Here is a 16,958-nt window from a genome sequence, read left to right on the forward strand (position 1 = left end):
CGTGCTGACCGTTCTCAGTGCGGTTGCCCCCGCACTGCGGCGATATGAGTCATTCCAGCACGCCGCGCCCCGCCCCGGCAACATCGACGATCCTCAGCGGCCGGCCCGATCCGCCGTCGCCGCCGGCACCCCACCCGTTCGATACTGCTTGCCCTGCCGGTCCGGGTTGCGTACGGTGCCACGCGCGCAGGTAGATGATCAATACGTCGTGAACGGGGAGTGTTGTGAACGAGGTCGATATCCAGCCGCTGAACCCGGCCGTACTGCCGGCGTCGACGGGCAACTACACCCACGGCACGCTGGTCACCGGCGGCAGCCGTACGGTCTTCGTCAGTGGTCAGGTGCCGTGGCGCGACGAGGCGGGACAGATCCCGGAGGACTTCGACGCGCAGTGCCGGCTGGTCTGGCGCAACGTCCTGGCCGTACTCGCCGAAGCGGGCATGGGAGTGCGCAATCTCGCCAAGGTGACGACGTACCTCTCGGACCGGCGCTACCGGGAGGCCAACTCGCGGATCCGCGAGGAGGTGCTCGGCGACCACACTCCCGCGCTGACGATCATCATCACCGACATCTACACCGAGGAATGGTTGCTCGAAATCGAGGCCGTCGCGGTCGGCGACTGACACCTCTCCGGCTGGTGGCGGTACGAGCCAGCGAGGCCCGTCGGCCCGGTCTGACTCCTGGCCGAGACCGGCCTGACCGTGGCGGGCACCTGTGGATCGGGGTGGCGCGGTTCTTCCGCTGCCCCGACCCGCCCATCCGCACCGATGCCGGGCCGCTGGTTGATCCGACCGCCCGCTGACAGTTCTTCCGGCCTCGCCGAGGTTTTCCCGCCGTACGAACCCGCAGCGTACGGCCTTTTTCCGTCCTTCCTTCCCGTCTCCGTACCGATACACGATTCGTATTTGCGATACGGAAAATCCTCCTTCCGAAAATCGGAACAAGAACGGACTCATTTCGCGTCTTGACGAATCCTGTTCGCCTGCACATGATCCCTCCAATCGAGGAGATCAGCGGGCGGGCTGCAGACCGCCCGGCAGATCCTGCTCTCGTCGTGACCATTGGACCTGCGGTCGGTGTGCACGCTCAGGTGCCGCCGTCGGCGAAACTGAGGAAGGCCGAGATGCCTGCGAAGAAAGCAGACCCGGATTCCGGGTCTGGAGGGAAATCGTCGGAACGGGGCCGCCTCGTTGCCGGCGTCGCGATTGCGGCCGTACTGCTCGTCGCCGTACTCGCGATGTTGATGGGTTGCCTGCTGCTGTTGCTGTGGTTCGGAGTACCCCTGTGGCCCGCCCTGGCGGTCCTCGTCGTGCTCTGTGGGGTGGCGGTCGCGGTGGTCCGCCGGGTCACGGCGCCGGCGGCGGGCCAGGGGCGCGAGGGCTGGGTAGGCCGGTTGCTCAAGGTGGCGATCATGAGCGGGATCGGCGTCGGCCCAGGGCAGTGAACTGCGGTTTCCGGGCCGGGGCGGCGCTGGAGGAGTCGATGGTGAATGGGGGCCTTCCGCTGCAACGGAAGGCCCCCGCCCGACTCCGCTGGACCCATGGAAGGCCGGATCGGGAACCTGTGATCACCCGGTCACGACTCGTACAGACTTTACCGTAGGTAGTCGAGTGGCGACAGTCTACTTTGGCCTCGGGTCGGTGGGCGTCGCCACTCAGGCGGCCGGACTTAGGTGAAGCATTTTCAGATTGACTGGAAAACTTTCTTGATGGTGCGATTGTTGTCACGACACATAGGGATTGACCGATTTATGGGCGGATCGCGGCCGAAGTTTTGCTTTTTGTGGACTAGCCTCGGCCGCGACACGATGAGATGATCCGAATTGTCGTTCGAGATCATCGGGCCGGCTGCAACCGGTCCGGGCGGGAAATGATCTCCGACGATGGTCTGGAACCGCTGGACCCGGCGGGTGACGCATCGCGCCGCGAGGCGTTACCCGCCCCTCGAAAGGCCACGAGAACGTGCAAGACAGCGACTGGCATCGTCGCCAGCAGTCGACCGAACCCGGTGTCGTGCCCAGACCGCTCGGGCACCCCCGCCCGCTCCGACAGCCGGGACACCCCGATCGGCTCGGACAGCCGGGACGCCCCGATCCGCTCCGACAGCCGGGACGTGCCGATCCGCTTCGACAGGTGGGGCAGCCGGCGGCCTCGATCGGTGTGGACGGGGCTGGGAAGGGTGAGGGCGGGCGACGCCGTACCGAAGGGGCGCGGACCGGCCGCCCGAGCAACGAGTTGCAGGGCTTCGGGCCGGTGGCTCGGCTCGCCTCGGTGCTGCGCAGGGTTCACGAGCAGGCCGGCAGCCCGCCGCTCGAACAGATGAGGCTCGGCCCCAGCAGCAGTACCGCCAACCTGTCCCGGGCGAAGAACGGTCAGGTGATGCCGACCCGGGAGTGTGTCGAGGCGTTCCTCCGAGGGTGTGGCATCACGGACGGCGACACCTATGACGAGGTCCTCCGGATCTGGGAGGAGGCGGCCGCGGCGGTCGTGGCGTTCCGGCCGGACCTGGCGAACTGCGAGACCGACGACGACCTGGTGGATGCCCTGCTCGCACTTGCCTCAGGGCAGGGACTGACCGTTGACGAGCGACTGGACACCGCCGTGCTGGCCGGGCGGTTGGTCGAGGCGGCCGGGAGCGTCATCGGCGAGACGAAGAAGGACCGGAAGAAGTGGACGGTCCGGCCGGTACCCGAGTCGGAGATCGTCGCGGAGTTCGTCGACCGGAGCCGCCCGCCGACCGAGGCGGTGTTCGACCACGTCGTCTTCGCCTGCGGCGGGATCGACGGCGACGTCCGGTACTGGCGGAAGCACCTTGCGCGGATCCGCGAACGGTGCCGCAGAGACCACCTGCTCGCCGAGATCGCATTGTCGCGACCGGCGAGCCCGGCTCGTGCGCAGCTGCTACCGGGGGCGACGTCGCCGGTCATTCCCACCCCTCGAAGGCCCGAGTCCGTACCCTCGATCCCCGAGCCCGTGGCCCCGGCTCCCGCGTCGTCCCTGGAACCGCCGTCCCCGGTTCCGGCCCGGTTTGCCGGCATCGACTGGACCCGTCGCCGGGTGTTTGGCGTGGTGGTGGCCGGGGTCGTCGGGATGATCCTCGCGGGTGGCGTGCTGGTGGCCGTCCGGGGCGACTGGGAGCGTCCGGCCGTCCTCAACGCGCCGTCGAGTCCACCGGTCGGGTCGGGCACACCCGCGCTCCCCGAGGCGAGCAGTGTGCGGGATCGGCTGTACCACCTCGCTGAGCTGGTACGGCACGGCTCGGACGCGCCGGCGACCGGGCGGTACGCGTACACCCGGATCCAGTTCTGGTCCCGGGAGACGACGCCGGCAGGGCAGGCCGGGGCGCCCGCCGTCGAGGAGGAACGGCTGTGGTGGGCCGAGGACCTCTCCGGGTTGCGGATCGTGATCCGGACGGATCAGGGGGCCGAGGTACGCACCTCGGCTCCGTCCCCGCCCGGCGGGATGACGATCGTCATCAGGTATCCCTCGGTGGATCCGACGATCCTGGCCGGACAGCTCGACGGGGAGCAGCCACACAGCGGGCCGGTGGGCCGGCTGCGCGCCGTGGCCAGCGTCAACATGTTCCACCCGCTCGACCGGCAGCAGCGGGCCGCCGTCCTGACGGTGCTCGCCGAGACGGAGGGCCTGAGCTACCAGGGTGCGATGCAGGACCGGGCCGGCCGGGAGGGCATCGCGATCAGCGCTGACGTCACCGGGGGCGGCCCGCTTCTCGAACGGGTCACCCTGATCTTCAGTACGACGAGCGGCGAGCTGCTCAGCCAGGAGACGAGCAGGTTGCCCGGTCCCGGTGGACCGGATCCGGCCTACGGTGCCACGAGCGACTGGGCGCTCTTCCTCGAACGGACGCGTACTGATCGCCTGGGTTGAGGCGTAAGGTGCCGATTTCGCGGCAGGCTGTCAATTTCGCGTCACGAGTGACCGGTGCGTTGCTGATTCACGGCGCATTCGCGTACCAGATCGGGACGATATCGCCGTGAACAGCCGCGACCGGCCGGCGGACCTGGTGGATCGGCGGACAGTCTAGAACGTCCTCGCCATTAGCTGCTTTCCGACAGCGATTCACTCACGTCACTTGCCTGGCACGAGTGGCGATCAAGTGCGCCTCGTTCCTACTCTGGGAGCAGCGGTGACAGCGGAGAGTGTTGACGCGGATACTTGATCGTCCGCCTCCTCGACGCTCTCCGGGTGACCGCGTCGCCGGCGTTTCTCTGTCATGCATCCACCCCCGTGAGGCCATCCATGACACCAATTGTCAGACGCTGCTCAGCCATCCTGCTCAGTCTGCTCGGTGCGGCCGTCGTCGCATTTCCCGCGACCCCGGCCGCGAGTTCGCCGGCCCGGCCGACCGATGTGCCGAAGGTGATCTCGGACTATCTCGCCACGCATCCCGGTGGCGTGGTGCTCAACGACAACGAAATCGCCTACGACGGCGGGCGGTTCGTCGTCACCCTGACCCGCCCCGCACACACCCGCGCCGCGGTCGCCGACTGCCCGCGGGACTGGTACTGCTTCTACGACCGCACCAGCTACGGCTACCCCCGGGGCAGGCTCTCCGACTGCGGCGGGCAGAACCTCGCGACCTGGGGCTGGCAGTACCGGGTCGAGTCCGCGCACTACAACCTCACCAGGGGATCGGTGGCGTTCCTCTACAACGGCACTCGGCTCTTCTCGGTGGGCGTCGCCGCGCGGGCCCTCGGCGACGTCGCGCCGTACCGGAACTGGGCCACCCAGGTTTACCGGTACTGCTGACCCCGTTTCACCGGTCCGCTGCGATTCCTGACCCCGGAGGTAGCCGGGGCGCCTGACCTCGGAGGTAATCGACAGCCTCCCGGGCTCGGTGGCAGGTTCGACGGCGTCGGCGGCACTCACCTGCGCCGCCGGCGCACCTGCACCGTCGTCCAGGAAGGACATTCGCATGACCGACTTCAACGGGCTTGTCGACCGGTACATCGACCTGTGGAACGAGCCGGACAGCGCCGCCCGGTCGGCCGGAATCGCCGCCATCTTCGCCGAGGACGCCACCTACACCGATCCGCTCGCCGACGTCAGCGGACATGACGGAATCGACGCGGTGATCGGCGGCGCTCGGGAGATGTTCCCGGGGTTGCGCTTCGCGCCGAGCGGGGCGGTGGACGGGCATCACGGCATCGTCCGGTTCGGCTGGCAACTCGTACCCTCGACCGGCGGTGAACCGGTCGCGGTCGGCTTCGACGTCGCAGACCTCGGCGCCGACGGGCGGATCCGGGCGATCTACGGTTTCCTGGACAAGGTCCCCGGCTGACGGGAGGCTCCGCCGGCCCGAGGTTTCCCGGCGGCTGACTGCCGGTAGCCGGCTACACCACTGCCGGACCTGGCCAGGCTTCCGGCCGGGGTGGTCGATGCTGCGGGTGTGGTCCGTGCCGTCCGGCTCGGACCACACCGCCGTCCGGGCAGGTTGCCGGTCGTCATCGACCCGGCGCCGGACCGGGCGGCGGACGATGACCGGGGACCAGGCCCCGAGTCGCGCCAGCCAGGAAGAGCAGCGCCGAGGGCAGGAACGCGATACCGAGGCCGCCGAGGGCCAGCAGCAGCCCCCAGCCGCCGATCGCGACAGCCGCGACGAGATCGGGGTACCCGCCGACGCGCGGGAAGAACCGCTGGGCCAGTGCTGGCAGGGCGGCTGCGAGCACCGGTACGCCGAGCAGGAAGATGGCTGCCACACCGGAGTCCTCGACGGTGAGCGGTGCCAGGATGACCGCCACCAGTCCGGTGATCACCAGCCCCGACCAGCGGACCAGCCGCTGCCCGTCGCCCCTCGACCGACCATCACCAGTACGCCGACCGCCAGTACGGCGGCGAGCGCACCCAACGTCGTCACCAGGATCAGAGCCACGGCCCTCCGAGACATCCGCGAAGATTTGGAAGCGACGGCCCACTCGACAGGAAGCACTCGACTGGTAACACAAGCGTCTCCGTCGCAGATAGGGCGCCTGGCTAGACTACGGCAGTCCGGTGAACAGGGGGGCGTAGCGGCGAGGCCCGTCCGTCCGCAGGGGAGTCGACCCACGGCAGCGGGCCGGCAGGCGGCGCGGACGGAGGACGGCCGAGATGATTCCTTCTCGTGCGATCGCCGAGGGCGTGGCGGCCGGGAGTGACCCTCGTGTTTCGGCGCTGGGCCCGACCTGACGTCCGGGCCGGTGACACCCTGGTCACCGCCGCCGGGGTTGTCGCCGTCGAGTCGATCACCGAGGTCGATCCGGCAGCCGTCACCGACGCCGAGGCGCAGAGCGCGGCGTACCATCCGCCGCCGCGCTGCTGGCGGCACTCCGCGGTACACCGGGCCAACCGACGTACCGGATCGGGGTCCGGTGGGTCGGCCCCGACCCCGGGTGGCGTTGCGGGCCGACCGCCAACTCTCGTCCGCGCAGCATGCCGACCTAGCCGCCCGGCTCGACCGGCACAGCCGGCTTCGCCGTGACCTGCTGGCACTGCTCATCGGGCACGACCCTCGAGCAGTACATGCGCTGAGTATGGAGAGTGGTCTGCACATTCTTACCCCGGCAGAAGGTCCTGCTCCAGAAGGCGACTGGCGGCTACCCGCACATGCTTGTCCGTGAACATGCGCGCTTTACGGAGGCTCCAAGAAGCTACCCGGTCGGTTAGCTCGGCGGGGTCAGCCGTTGGGGGAGGCTGCACGGAGGCGAAGTGCACAGTGGCCAGCAGTTCGAGGCTGTACGGCGTCTCGAAACCATCGACCAGTTGCAGCAGGTCAGTTACGCGCTGAAGGAATCCAGGCTCGTCTCGAAGGGCCGCGTCGGAGGCTTCGACGCTGCCGGGCAGCGGGTTCACCGGTACGAGATGGGTAACTTGTGCTGATCTGTCACCGATTCCGGTCAGGTAATGCCCCTCGAGCGTGTCCAGAGTGTGGTTCAATCCAGCGGCGTAGGGGCCGTAGGTTCCGCGTACGAACGTCAGCCTGAGCGGGGCGCCGAGTACCTGCAGGAAGTAGGCGAGCTTCTGGATTTCGAGCTCGCTGATACCTTCACGCACTTCCTGGAGCTTGGCGCGGTCGAGGTAATGGGCGATCGCGATCAACAACATCGCTCGATGAGGGGTCAGATCAGGGCGAGGCGTCGCGTTGGGCATCGCGTTCGGCGCCGGAGCCCCCTCGGGAGGGAAGACCACAGCGCGGACCTCGGCATCCGCGCACAGGCTTGCTCGATGAGGGGACGGACATCGCTCCACGGCAGTCCACCGTTGCCGCAGCCCAGCGCGGGGATGGCGAGCGATTTTATCCGGTGCTCTCGGACGACCTCGATCAGTGACTCGAGGCCGGACGCGATGTCCTCCAGGCGGGCGCCGGCGCGCCAGTGCTGCTTGGTGGGGAAGTTGAGGATATAGCGTCTAGGACCCAGGACACCGTTATCGAACGTCCAGACCTCTCCCGTACGGACCTCGCCCCGTGCGCAAGCCTCACGGTATGCGCGGAAGTTCGCCGGATATGCCCGCTTGAACTGCAGAGCGATGCCTTTGCCCATGACACCGAGCGTGTTGACGGTGTTGACCAGAGCTTCGACATCAGCAGTGAGCAGGTTGCCGTGGCCTTCCTCGATCATGCTCCTCACCCCCGTTCGTATCCGTAGTACCAGGTGGTCTGACCCCCCCGGGTAGCAGTTCGGCCGGCCATCGCGGTGCTCACAGGCTATGCGGTACATCATCGGAGACCGGGTCGCGAAGTAGAAGGGGACGTAGTCACCTACCTGTCCGCCAGGTCCGGCCAGTACCGACCGCTGACGGCGGGACTGCTTGATTGCCGGATCGCCGACCTCGGTTCGTGTCAGGCCTGCTCGTGCCAGGAGATCGCAGGTGAGATGACCGGTCGCGAAGATAGCTCCGATGTTGTCGAGATGGGTGAAGTGGTAGATCCACCGATCCCTCGGCGTCCGGCTGACCGCGTTGTCGTGACTGGGGTGGCATCTCCTGGTCCGCCACGGCCTGAGCGCGACGTACGTCCCTCGTTCATCGGAAGCGATGGCTCTATCGTGTGATGTCGTCGTCACCCATCAACATGCCGGAGCTGCTCGTCCGACGAACTGCGGCATTATCAGAGCATGGCACTCTCCCTTCCGATCGATCCTGCGGCGAACGAACTGCTTCGCCGTGACCCGCTGGCACTGCTCATCGGCATGACCCTCGACCAGCAGGTCAGCATGGAGAAGGCCTTCGCTGGACCGCATGAGTTGGCCAAGCGGCTCGGCCACATGCCGGACGCGGCCGAACTGGCCGGATTCGACCCTGAGACGCTGACCGCGATCTTCGCCGAGCGCCCCGCCCTGCACCGGTTTCCCAAGGCGATGGCCGGCCGGGTGCAGGAGGTGTGCCGGACCCTCGTCGAGCGGTACGACGGTGACCCGAGCCGGCTCTGGGCGGAGGCCGAGGACGGCCGCGAGCTGCTCAAGCGGATCACCGGGCTGCCCGGGTTCGGTAAGCAGAAGGGGCAGATCTTCCTGGCCCTGCTCGGCAAGCGCTTCGGCGTCCAGCCACCCGGTTGGCGCGAGGCGGCCGGTGACTACGGCGTCGAAGGGGCCCACTACTCGGTCGCCGACGTGGTGGACGACACGTCCCTGGCGAAGGTGCGCCAGCACAAGCAGCAGATGAAGGCCGCCGCCAAGCCCGCGGCCGGCTGACCCGCCCCGCCCCGCTCCCTGCCCCGGCGCGACGCCGGCTCGTTGCGTCCGGGGCGTCGCTGGCTCGTTGAGTGTTGAGATCCTCGACGCTCAGGGGGCGAGTGGTGGTTGTGACGGCTCGGGCCCGGGTACGCCCAGGATCGCCGACCGGATCCGTCGGGCTGGTGCCCAATGGCTGACCCGCCAATTGGCCGGGTGTTGCGCGCCGAGGCCAGTTCCCAGCGGGCGACCTTCCTGGAGCTCTTCCTCGACCTGGTCTTCGTCTTCGCGCTCACCCGGGTCTCCCAGCGTCTGGTCGCGGACTTCACCACTGATCAGCGCATTGTGTTCCCGGAGGCCAGTAAGACCCTGCTGCTCTTCCTGGCGCTCTGGCTGGTCTGGGCGTCGACGGCCTGGGTCACCAGTGCCGTGGAGCCCGAGGCGTTCGCCGTGCAGGGCTTTGTGGTGATCACCATGGTCGGCAGCATGGTGCTGGCGGTCGCGTTGCCGCAGGGGTTCGGCGAGCGGGCTCTCATCTTCGCCGTGGCCTATCTGGCGATCCAGCTCGGCCGGATGGGGTTCTTCCTGTCCGCCACGCGCACCTGGACCAGCAGGGGCGATCGATCGTCCCCACGACGGGTGTTCCTGTGGGCCGCGCTGACCGCCGTGCCGTGGATCGTCGGCGGCCTGGCTGGTGAGAACGTCCTCCGGGCGGTGCTCTGGAGCGTCGCGCTCACCGTGGACTACCTCGGCTTCACGTTGCGCTGGCCGGCTCCCCGGCTCGGCCGCCTGTCCTACGGTTCGCAGAGCAGCGCGTTCGGCGGGGAACATCTGGCCGAGCGCTACCAGCAGTTCCTGTTGATCGCGCTCGGCGAGGTGATCCTTGTCACCGGATTCACCTTCACCGCAGGTGGCGATTCTTTTACGTTGGGTCGGACCAGCGGCCTGGGGATGGCGCTGTTGACCACCGTGCTGCTCTGGCGGATCTACTTCTACCGGGCCGGGCACGTGCTCCCGCTCGCGATCATCGGGGCTCGCAATCCGATCAGGCTCGGCCTCTCGACCGCATACACACACCTGATCATGATTGCCGGGATCGTGCTCACCGGGGTCGGCTACGAGCTGACCATCAAGCACCCGTTCGACAATGTCGTAGCGGGCTGGCTGATCCCCATCCTGGGCGGGCCCGCGCTGTTTCTGGCCGGGCGGGCCGGCTTCGAGTTCCAGGTGTTCGGGCGGGTCTCCCGACCTCGGGTCGCCGGTCTGTTCATGCTGGGAGCGGTGGTACCGGCGACCGGCCGGTTGCCGCTGCTTGCGGTCGCCGCCGCCGCCGCCGCGGTGCTGCTCGGGGTGGCCCTCTTCGACCTGCGCCGCGCGCGGGGCCAGGCACTCGAGGAGCCGGCGCCGCCGGTCTGACCGGTGCCGGCCTCCGCCGGGCTGACCGGGGGCGCCCCAAACAGTCGACCGTCGGCGGTCGGCTCAGGCCGCTGTCGGGTGGGCGAGCGCAGCCAGGGCCCGGCGTACGTCGGCCAGCGACACCGTTGCCGAGTCGTCCAGGTCGGCCAGCCCTGCCTCGATCCACTGCCGCATCAGGGTGGTCACCCCGATGCCCCGCGCCTCGGCGGCCGAGCGGACCCGTTCGTAGGTGTCCAGCGGCAGGCGTACGGAGCGGCTGACCATCGGCACGTCCGTGTCCGGGGTGGGCAGCTCGACCGGCTGCGCGTCGTTGATCAGGTCCGCGATCTGGTCGTCTCCGGCGTCGAACCGCTTGATGGCATCGTCTCGGTGCATCGTCACCGCCTCCTCCTCGTACCCGTGCTCGATCTCGTGGTCGGTCCCGGTCTGCTGCGCGCGACATCCCGGTGGGCGATCCTGGGCCCGCCGCTGGGGGGGACGGGGTCATCCCCGCCGCCCCTGGATCGCCTCCTCGTAGCGCTTGGACTCGATGTCGGTCAGGTCGCGCGCGGAGAGGATGTCCCAGTCGTTGTCGTTCTGTTCGGCCTCGGCCAGCAGGATGGCCAGTCGCCGCCCACGCCGTGCCACGGCGTAGACGACCATCACGTCGTCACCGAGGTGGCGGATCACCCGTCGGGCGCTGTGCAGCGCCTCCCACACCTCGCCGGGAGTGACGTCGTGGACCCGCAGATTGCCCAGTGCCTCGTCGGTGAAGCTGAACCTGCTGCCCACCGGGGGAGCGTACCACGTACGTAACACGCAGCGCGGGGTATGCCGGGTACGTCGGATCCGCCCTGGCCCGGTGCCGCCGCCAACGTGAAGGTGCGAGGATGGGGGTGGCATCCCGGGACGGGAGTTCGGGGGTGGACCGACCGCATCCCTTCCGGAGGCCGTGGTGAAGCGTCAGGCGTACCAGCCGATCCTGATCACCGACGCCTCGCGCAGCCAGGACGACCAACTCCGTACCCGCCAGCGCCGGTACATCGTGATGATGTTGATCCGGGCGCTCTGTGTCGTCATCGGTGCGATCCTGGTCGGCGCCAAGGCCCCGCTGCTCTGGCTCTGGCTGCCGCTCTGCGCCGTCGGCATGGTGCTGATCCCGTGGCTGGCGGTGCTGCTGGCGAACGACCGCCCGCCGAAGGAGCAGCACCGGATCGGCGCCAAGCTGCGCCGCAGGAACCTCGTCGAGACCCTGCCCCGGGCGCTGCCCGCCGAGGAGCGGCCGCACCGGGTGATCGACGCCGAGCCGTGACCCGCACCTGACTCGAAACGGATTCGCACCGCAAGGCCGCGTCGGTAGTCTCACCGGGCCGACCGGTGATCCACTTCGGGTGCCGGTCGCCCCTGTCGCGACGTCGAACGGTCAGAAGGAGCAGCGGTGGGCAACTGGGGCTTCGGAAACTTCGACAACGACACCGCCGCCGACCACCTGTCGATCGTCACCAAACGCCTGCTGGACGAGGTCGCCGAGGCGATGTCCGGCGACCCGGTCGAGATCGAGCCGGACGAGTACTGGGGCGTCGCGGTGCCGTGCAACCTCGAACTGCTCTACCGGCTCGCCGAGCTTCCCTACGTCGGCGTGGTGCTGCCCGAGCCGGGCGTCGCCACCGAGTGGAAACGGCACTACCTGGCCGTCTGGGACGAGAGCATCGGCGGGCTCGTCGAGTCCGCGCAGGCCCGGGAGAGTCGCCGGGCCGTACTCGTGGAGACCTTCGACCGGTTCATCGCGGCGGCCCAGCAAGCGGCCACGGACTGAACCCCGCCCGGTCGCCGACCAGCCCCGCTGGACCGTCAGCCGCCGGTCCCGCCGGTCCCGGCAGACTCGGTGCGTTCGCCGGCTGTCGGGCGGGCACCGAGGGTGCCGACCGCCGCCGCGCCCAGTTCGGCCGCGTGCGCCAGCGCGTCCGCCGGGGACGCTCCGGTGACCCAGGCCGCCAGCAGGCCGGCGGCGAAGGCATCACCGGCGCCGGTCACGTCCCGCACCGGCACCCGGCGGGCCGGCGCGGAGACCAGCTCGCCGTCGCGCCCGGCCCAGACCGCACCGGCGGCGCCGTCCTTCACCACCACGCGCCGGGTCGCCTCGGTCAGAGTGCGGGCCTGCCCGGCCGGTGAACCCGGGCCGGCCAGCACCGCCGCCTCGTCGGCGTTGGCGAGCAGCAGGTCCGCATCGCGTACCCAGGACAGGAAGGCCGCCGCGCCGACCCGGCGCAACGGTTCGGCGGAGGCCGCGTCGACGCTTGTGGTGAGGCCGCGCCCGCGCGCGACGGCCAGCGCCCGCCGCCCGGCCTCCCGCGACCCGGCGTCCAACAGGGTGTACGCGGACAGGTGCAGATGCCCCGCGTCCACGCTCGCGCCCAGCGCGGCCTCCACGTGCTCCGGGCTCAGCCGGAGGTTCGCACCGCGCTGGGTGACCATGGTCCGTTCCCCGTCACCGGCCAGCACGATGACGGTCCCGGTCGGTACGTCCGGATGCCGCCGCACCGCGCACCGCACGCCCAGCGCGGTCAGTTCGGCGAGCCGCGCCGTGCCGGCCTCGTCGGCGCCGACCTCGCCGACCAGGGTGACCGGGCAGCCCTGCCAGGCCAGCCAGGCGGCGGTGTTGGCGGCCTGACCGCCACCGGTGACCCGGATCTCGGCCGAGGTGTCCGAGCCGGGCGCCACCGGCCCGGCCAGCACCGCCAGCACGTCGGTGACGATGTCGCCGACGACGAGGATCCTGGGCCCCGTCCCGGACTTCGGGGTGGTCATCAGCGGTTGGCGGCGGCCACGGCGATCCGGGCCGCCAGGGCCGCGTTGCGCAGGATGATCCGGACGTTCACCGCCAGGCTCGCGCCCTCGGTGGCGGAGTGGAAGTGGGCCAGCAGGAACGGGGTCACCGCCTTGCCGGTCACCCCGCCCTCGGCGAGCCGGGCCAGCCCGTCGGCCAGGGTGCGGTCGTGCAGGGCCGGATCGAGTTGCTCGTCGGTGGGCAGCGGGTTGGCCACGATCAGCGCGCCCGACTGCACCCCGTGGGCGGCCCGGGCGGCCAGCACCGCGGCGACCTGTTCCGGCGAGTCGACCGACCAGTCCAGGTCGAAGCCGCCGTCGGTGACGAAGAAGCCGGGGAACCGGCGGCTGCGGTAACCCGCCACCGCCACACCGAGGGTCTCCAGCCGTTCCAGCGTCGCGCCGACGTCGAGGATCGACTTCACCCCGGCGCAGACCACCGCGATCGGGGTACGGGAAAGTGTGGTGAGGTCGGCCGACTCGTCGAAGGTCTGCGCCGCCTCCCGGTGCACCCCGCCGAGCCCGCCGGTGGCGAACACCCGGATTCCCGCTGCCGCCGCGACGGCGCTGGTGGCGGCCACCGTGGTCGCGCCGTCCGCCCCGGTCGCGGCGGCCACCGCCAGGTCGCGTACGGAGAGCTTGGCCACCCCGTCCGAGGAGGCGAGCCGGGTCAGCCGGGCGTCGTCGAGGCCCACCACGAGTTCGCCCTCGACCATGCCGATGGTGGCCGGTACGGCGCCTTCGGCGCGTACCGTGGCTTCGATCTCGCGGGCCACCCGCAGGTTGTCCGGGCGGGGCAGGCCGTGCGAGACGATCGTGCTCTCGAGGGCGACGACGGGACGTCCGGCGTGCAGTGCCTCGGCCACCTCGGCGCCGTACCGGATCTGGAAATCGTTCACGGCTGACCACCGTACGGGTCGGAGCCGGCGGGTGTACCGGTGGACCGCTCGGCAGTGACCTGCCAAACTTGAGCGTTGGCGGGGTCACTTAGGGAGGAATTGCTGCCGTGAGCACAGAGGTTCTCGAGCGTCCGGAGCTGAAGGACGCGGACACCGGGCCGGAAATGTTCCACTACGTCCGGAAAGAAAAGATCGCCGAGAGTGCGGTCATGGGAACCTTCGTGATCGCGCTCTGCGGTGAGACGTTCCCGGTCACCAAGGCCGCCAAACCCGGCTCGCCGGTCTGCCCGAAGTGCAAGGAGATCTACGACTCCATGCGGGACTGAGCCGAGCCGAGGCCGCCCCCGGGCGCGTAACATCTTGCGGTGACCGCCGCAACCGCCCTGCTCCTCGCCGACCTCACCGGTGTCGCGATCTTCGCCGCCTCCGGTGCGTCAGCCGCGGTCGTGAAACGCCTCGACCTGTTCGGAGTGGTCTTCGTCGGCTTCGTCGCCGCGCTCGGCGGCGGGCTCTTCCGGGACGTGGTGATAGGTGACGGGCCACCGCTGGCCCTCGCCGACTGGCGATACGCGGTCACCGCCATGGTCACCGCCGCGGCGGTCTTCTGGCTGCACCCCCAGTTGGCGCGGCTGCGTACCACCGTCCTGGTCCTCGACGCGGCCGGGCTCGGCCTCTTCACCGTCACCGGTACCCTCATCGCGCTCGATGCCGGCCTGCCGCCACTCGGCGCCGGCATGATCGGCATGATGACCGGGATCGGTGGCGGTCTGGGTCGGGACCTGCTCACCGGCGAGATCCCGGTGGTGCTGCGCCGGGAGATCTACGCGGTGGCGGCGCTGGCCGGCGCTGTCGCGGTGGTCGGCCTCGACCGGGTCGGCCTGGCCACCCCCGGGCCGCTGATGGCGGCGGCGCTATTCGTCTTCGCCCTCCGGCTGGTGGCCCTGCGCCGGCGCTGGTCGGCCCCGGTCCCGGCCGACCGCGTCGCCGCCCCGGCCGACGTCTCCGCCCTGGGCAACCGCGTCTCCGCCCCGGCCGAGCACGCTCCCGTTCGGGCCGAGCACGCTCCCGCCCCGGGCGACCTCTCCGCCCCGGGCGACCTCTCTGCACCGGCCGAGCACGCTGCCGCCCGGGCCGACGACGGCGCCGGCCCCGCGGACCGGCCGGCCGACGACGGACGGCCGGCGGACCGGGGCCGCTGACCTCTGGCCGGCCCGCGCCGGGCGGGCATCGTCGAGGTCCGCCGCGACGTGTCAGGTGTGGTCGCTGTGGCGTCGGTGTCGCCTGGGTCGAACGGGTCCGGCTGGTTATGCTGGTACGGCCTTCGCGCTCGATCCGGTCGCGGGGGCGTTTTCGTGTGGTCGGATACCTGGCCGTCGGAGGGGAGTGTTCTGGGTGGGAGCCCCACTGCCGGTTCTCGAGTCGTTCCCGGCGCTGCGGGCGTGGCAGCGTAAGGCGCTTGTCGAATACCTGCGACGCCGCTCGGAGGACTTCCTGGCCGTCGCCACTCCCGGTGCCGGCAAGACCACCTTCGCCCTGCGGATCGCCGCCGAACTGCTCGCCGACGGCACGGTCGAGGCGGTCACCGTTGTCGCACCGACCGAGCACCTGAAGACGCAGTGGGCCGTCGCGGCGGCCCGGGTCGGTATCCAGCTCGACGCCGCGTTCCGCAACGCCGACCTGCACTCCTCGGCGGACTTCCACGGAGCGGTGGTCACCTATGCCCAGGTCGGCATCGCCCCGCAGGTGCACCGCCGGCGGACGATGACCCGACGAACCCTGGTGATCCTCGACGAGATCCACCACGCAGGTGACTCCCGCTCCTGGGGCGACGGGGTCAAGGCTGCCTTCGAGCCCGCCGTACGCCGGCTGATGCTGACCGGTACCCCGTTCCGTTCCGACGAGAACCCGATCCCCTTCGTCAGCTACGAGCGGGGCGCCGACGGCCTGCAACGCTCCCGGGCCGACTCCGTGTACGGCTACTCCGACGCGCTCACCGACGGCGTGGTCCGCCCGGTGATCTTCCTGGCGTACTCGGGGGAGACCCGGTGGCGGACCAGTGCCGGTGACGAGTTGGCCGCCCGGCTGGGCGAGCCGATGACCCAGGACCTGATCGCCCAGGCGTGGCGTACGGCGCTGGATCCGGCCGGGGACTGGATGCCGCAGGTGTTGCGGGCCGCCGACGCCCGGTTGGAGGTGCTCCGGGCCGGGGGAGTCTCCGACGCCGCCGGTCTGGTGATCGCCACCGACCAGAACGCCGCCCGGTCGTACGCCCGGCTGATCGAACGGATCACCGGCGAGCGGGCGGTGGTGGTGCTCTCCGACGACCAGGGAGCCTCGGCCCGGATCGCCGCCTTCGCCGCCTCCGACCAGCGCTGGATGGTCGCGGTGCGGATGGTCTCCGAGGGGGTCGACATTCCCCGGCTGGCCGTCGGCGTCTACGCGACCAGCGCCTCCACGCCGCTCTTCTTCGCCCAGGCGATCGGGCGGTTCGTCCGGGCCCGCCGCCCCGGCGAGACCGCGTCGGTCTTCCTGCCGAGCGTGCCGCACCTGCTCGGGCTGGCCAGCGAGATGGAGGTCGAGCGGGACCACGTGCTGGGCGCGCCGAAGCGCGGTGAAGGGTTCGACGACGACCTGCTGGAGCGGGCGCAGCGCAACGAGCAGGCCAGCGGGGAACTGGAGAAGCGGTTCGAGGCGCTCTCCGCCACTGCCGAACTCGACCAGGTGATCTTCGACGGGGCGTCCTTCGGTACCGCCGCCCAGGCGGGTACGCCGGAGGAGGAGGAATATCTCGGCCTGCCCGGACTGCTCACCGCCGACCAGGTCGCGGTGCTGCTCAGCAAGCGCCAGGCCGAGCAGCTGGCCGCGCAGCGTCGCCGGAAGGCCGCCGAGCCGGTGCCGGCGCCCCGGCCGGAGAGCCGGCCGCTCAGCGCGGCGGAACGGCGGGTCAGCCTGCGCCGCCAGCTCAACGCGCTGGTCGCGGCGCACCATCACCGGACGGGGCTGCCGCACGGCAAGATCCATGCCGAGTTGCGCCGTCGGTGCGGCGGACCGCCCAGCGCCCAGGCCACCATCGAACAGCTCGAGGAGCGGATCGCCACCGTCCAGACGCTCTGAGGACGTGACGGCCATGCGGACGTGACGGCTGGTGCCGGGAGCGCCCGTTGTCGGGAGTC

18 protein-coding genes and 2 pseudogenes are annotated in these 16,958 nt (G+C 70.2%); 12 read left to right on the forward strand and 8 right to left on the reverse strand.

Features of this window, described 5'->3' with window-relative positions; genetic code table 11:
- Positions 1-224 precede the first annotated feature (224 nt).
- The 5 genes from CLT71_RS32690 to CLT71_RS32710 all read left to right on the forward strand — a co-directional run bounded on the left by CLT71_RS32690 (position 225) and on the right by CLT71_RS32710 (position 5,301).
- Positions 225-623 carry a RidA family protein gene (locus CLT71_RS32690; RefSeq protein WP_101370493.1) on the forward strand — a complete coding sequence of 133 codons (399 nt, stop codon included), beginning with the start codon at positions 225-227 and terminating at the stop codon, positions 621-623.
- A 500-nt stretch (positions 624-1,123) separates the two neighbouring features.
- Positions 1,124-1,444, forward strand: a complete 321-nt coding sequence (locus tag CLT71_RS32695; protein WP_143743697.1) for a hypothetical protein — start codon at positions 1,124-1,126, stop codon at positions 1,442-1,444.
- A gap of 688 nt (positions 1,445-2,132) precedes the next feature.
- Entirely contained in the window at positions 2,133-3,887 is a 1,755-nt protein-coding gene (locus tag CLT71_RS32700) for a hypothetical protein (protein WP_101370495.1), read from the forward strand.
- 372 nt (positions 3,888-4,259) lie between these two features.
- The gene (locus CLT71_RS32705) at positions 4,260-4,769 is read left to right on the forward strand and encodes a hypothetical protein (protein ID WP_143743698.1); all 510 of its coding nucleotides are present in this window, start codon (positions 4,260-4,262) and stop codon (positions 4,767-4,769) included.
- A gap of 166 nt (positions 4,770-4,935) precedes the next feature.
- Complete coding sequence (locus CLT71_RS32710) at positions 4,936-5,301, forward strand: nuclear transport factor 2 family protein (RefSeq protein ID WP_101370497.1); 366 nt, start codon at positions 4,936-4,938, stop codon at positions 5,299-5,301.
- Positions 5,302-5,464: 163 nt separating this feature from the next.
- On the opposite strand, the gene CLT71_RS32715 is transcribed toward CLT71_RS32710, so the two are convergent.
- From CLT71_RS32715 to CLT71_RS38380, 4 genes and pseudogenes are all read right to left on the reverse strand, one after another.
- Entirely contained in the window at positions 5,465-5,776 is a 312-nt protein-coding gene (locus CLT71_RS32715; protein ID WP_101370498.1) for a hypothetical protein, read from the reverse strand.
- A gap of 775 nt (positions 5,777-6,551) precedes the next feature.
- A complete protein-coding gene (locus CLT71_RS32720; RefSeq protein WP_101370499.1) occupies positions 6,552-7,100 on the reverse strand; it encodes a hypothetical protein in 549 nt (182 codons plus the stop codon).
- Between the two features lie 14 nt (positions 7,101-7,114).
- Complete coding sequence (locus tag CLT71_RS38375; protein ID WP_486483743.1) at positions 7,115-7,615, reverse strand: macro domain-containing protein; 501 nt, start codon at positions 7,613-7,615, stop codon at positions 7,115-7,117.
- Between the two features lie 24 nt (positions 7,616-7,639).
- Positions 7,640-8,059: pseudogene (locus CLT71_RS38380) on the reverse strand (DarT ssDNA thymidine ADP-ribosyltransferase family protein); the annotation flags it as partial.
- Positions 8,060-8,110: 51 nt separating this feature from the next.
- Here CLT71_RS38380 and CLT71_RS32730 point away from each other — a divergent pair.
- Entirely contained in the window at positions 8,111-8,686 is a 576-nt protein-coding gene (locus CLT71_RS32730) for an HhH-GPD-type base excision DNA repair protein (protein WP_101370501.1), read from the forward strand.
- A gap of 171 nt (positions 8,687-8,857) precedes the next feature.
- On the forward strand, positions 8,858-10,081 hold the full coding sequence (locus CLT71_RS32735; RefSeq protein ID WP_101370502.1) for a low temperature requirement protein A: 1,224 nt from the start codon (positions 8,858-8,860) through the stop codon (positions 10,079-10,081).
- Between the two features lie 63 nt (positions 10,082-10,144).
- On the opposite strand, the gene CLT71_RS32740 is transcribed toward CLT71_RS32735, so the two are convergent.
- Together CLT71_RS32740 and CLT71_RS32745 are read right to left on the reverse strand one after the other, a co-directional pair.
- On the reverse strand, positions 10,145-10,456 hold the full coding sequence (locus CLT71_RS32740; RefSeq protein ID WP_101371988.1) for a hypothetical protein: 312 nt from the start codon (positions 10,454-10,456) through the stop codon (positions 10,145-10,147).
- Positions 10,457-10,564: 108 nt separating this feature from the next.
- On the reverse strand, positions 10,565-10,852 hold the full coding sequence (locus CLT71_RS32745) for a hypothetical protein (protein WP_486483579.1): 288 nt from the start codon (positions 10,850-10,852) through the stop codon (positions 10,565-10,567).
- Positions 10,853-11,015: 163 nt separating this feature from the next.
- On the opposite strand from CLT71_RS32745, the gene CLT71_RS32750 reads away from it, so the two are divergent.
- Together CLT71_RS32750 and CLT71_RS32755 are read left to right on the forward strand one after the other, a co-directional pair.
- The gene (locus CLT71_RS32750) at positions 11,016-11,372 is read left to right on the forward strand and encodes a DUF3099 domain-containing protein (RefSeq protein ID WP_101371990.1); all 357 of its coding nucleotides are present in this window, start codon (positions 11,016-11,018) and stop codon (positions 11,370-11,372) included.
- A 126-nt stretch (positions 11,373-11,498) separates the two neighbouring features.
- Complete coding sequence (locus CLT71_RS32755; RefSeq protein WP_101370503.1) at positions 11,499-11,876, forward strand: DUF4259 domain-containing protein; 378 nt, start codon at positions 11,499-11,501, stop codon at positions 11,874-11,876.
- A gap of 35 nt (positions 11,877-11,911) precedes the next feature.
- Here CLT71_RS32755 and CLT71_RS32760 read toward each other — a convergent pair whose 3' ends face one another.
- Positions 11,912-12,868: a PfkB family carbohydrate kinase gene (locus tag CLT71_RS32760; protein ID WP_101370504.1), complete on the reverse strand. Its 957-nt coding sequence runs from the start codon at positions 12,866-12,868 to the stop codon at positions 11,912-11,914.
- Positions 12,868-13,785 (reverse strand): pseudouridine-5'-phosphate glycosidase, encoded by a 918-nt coding sequence (locus tag CLT71_RS32765; RefSeq protein WP_101370505.1) that lies wholly within the window; start codon positions 13,783-13,785, stop codon positions 12,868-12,870. Before CLT71_RS32765 ends, CLT71_RS32760 begins: the two co-directional genes overlap by 1 nt.
- A 107-nt stretch (positions 13,786-13,892) precedes the next feature.
- Here CLT71_RS32765 and CLT71_RS32770 point away from each other — a divergent pair, with 107 nt between their 5' ends.
- The 3 genes and pseudogenes from CLT71_RS32770 (at position 13,893) to CLT71_RS32780 (ending at position 16,899) form a co-directional block, all read left to right on the forward strand.
- Entirely contained in the window at positions 13,893-14,111 is a 219-nt protein-coding gene (locus CLT71_RS32770) for a DUF3039 domain-containing protein (protein WP_101370506.1), read from the forward strand.
- 39 nt (positions 14,112-14,150) lie between these two features.
- Positions 14,151-14,753 (forward strand): annotated as a pseudogene (locus tag CLT71_RS32775) (trimeric intracellular cation channel family protein); the annotation flags it as partial.
- Positions 14,754-15,177: 424 nt separating this feature from the next.
- A complete protein-coding gene (locus CLT71_RS32780; RefSeq protein ID WP_101371991.1) occupies positions 15,178-16,899 on the forward strand; it encodes a DEAD/DEAH box helicase in 1,722 nt (573 codons plus the stop codon).
- The last annotated feature ends 59 nt before the right edge of the window (positions 16,900-16,958 follow it).

Source organism: Plantactinospora sp. CNZ320 (assembly GCF_002846275.1).

Excerpts from the sequence above, each read along its gene's own strand:
- CLT71_RS32695 (WP_143743697.1), top strand. The coding sequence starts at position 1,124 with ATGCCTGCGAAGAAAGCAGACCCGGATTCCGGGTCTGGAGGGAAATCG.
- CLT71_RS32705 (WP_143743698.1), top strand. The coding sequence starts at position 4,260 with ATGACACCAATTGTCAGACGCTGCTCAGCCATCCTGCTCAGTCTGCTC.
- CLT71_RS32710 (WP_101370497.1), top strand. The coding sequence starts at position 4,936 with ATGACCGACTTCAACGGGCTTGTCGACCGGTACATCGACCTGTGGAAC.
- CLT71_RS32720 (WP_101370499.1), bottom strand. The coding sequence starts at position 7,100 with ATGTTGTTGATCGCGATCGCCCATTACCTCGACCGCGCCAAGCTCCAG.
- CLT71_RS38375 (WP_486483743.1), bottom strand. The coding sequence starts at position 7,615 with ATGATCGAGGAAGGCCACGGCAACCTGCTCACTGCTGATGTCGAAGCT.
- CLT71_RS32730 (WP_101370501.1), top strand. The coding sequence starts at position 8,111 with ATGGCACTCTCCCTTCCGATCGATCCTGCGGCGAACGAACTGCTTCGC.
- CLT71_RS32735 (WP_101370502.1), top strand. The coding sequence starts at position 8,858 with ATGGCTGACCCGCCAATTGGCCGGGTGTTGCGCGCCGAGGCCAGTTCC.
- CLT71_RS32740 (WP_101371988.1), bottom strand. The coding sequence starts at position 10,456 with ATGCACCGAGACGATGCCATCAAGCGGTTCGACGCCGGAGACGACCAG.
- CLT71_RS32760 (WP_101370504.1), bottom strand. The coding sequence starts at position 12,868 with ATGACCACCCCGAAGTCCGGGACGGGGCCCAGGATCCTCGTCGTCGGC.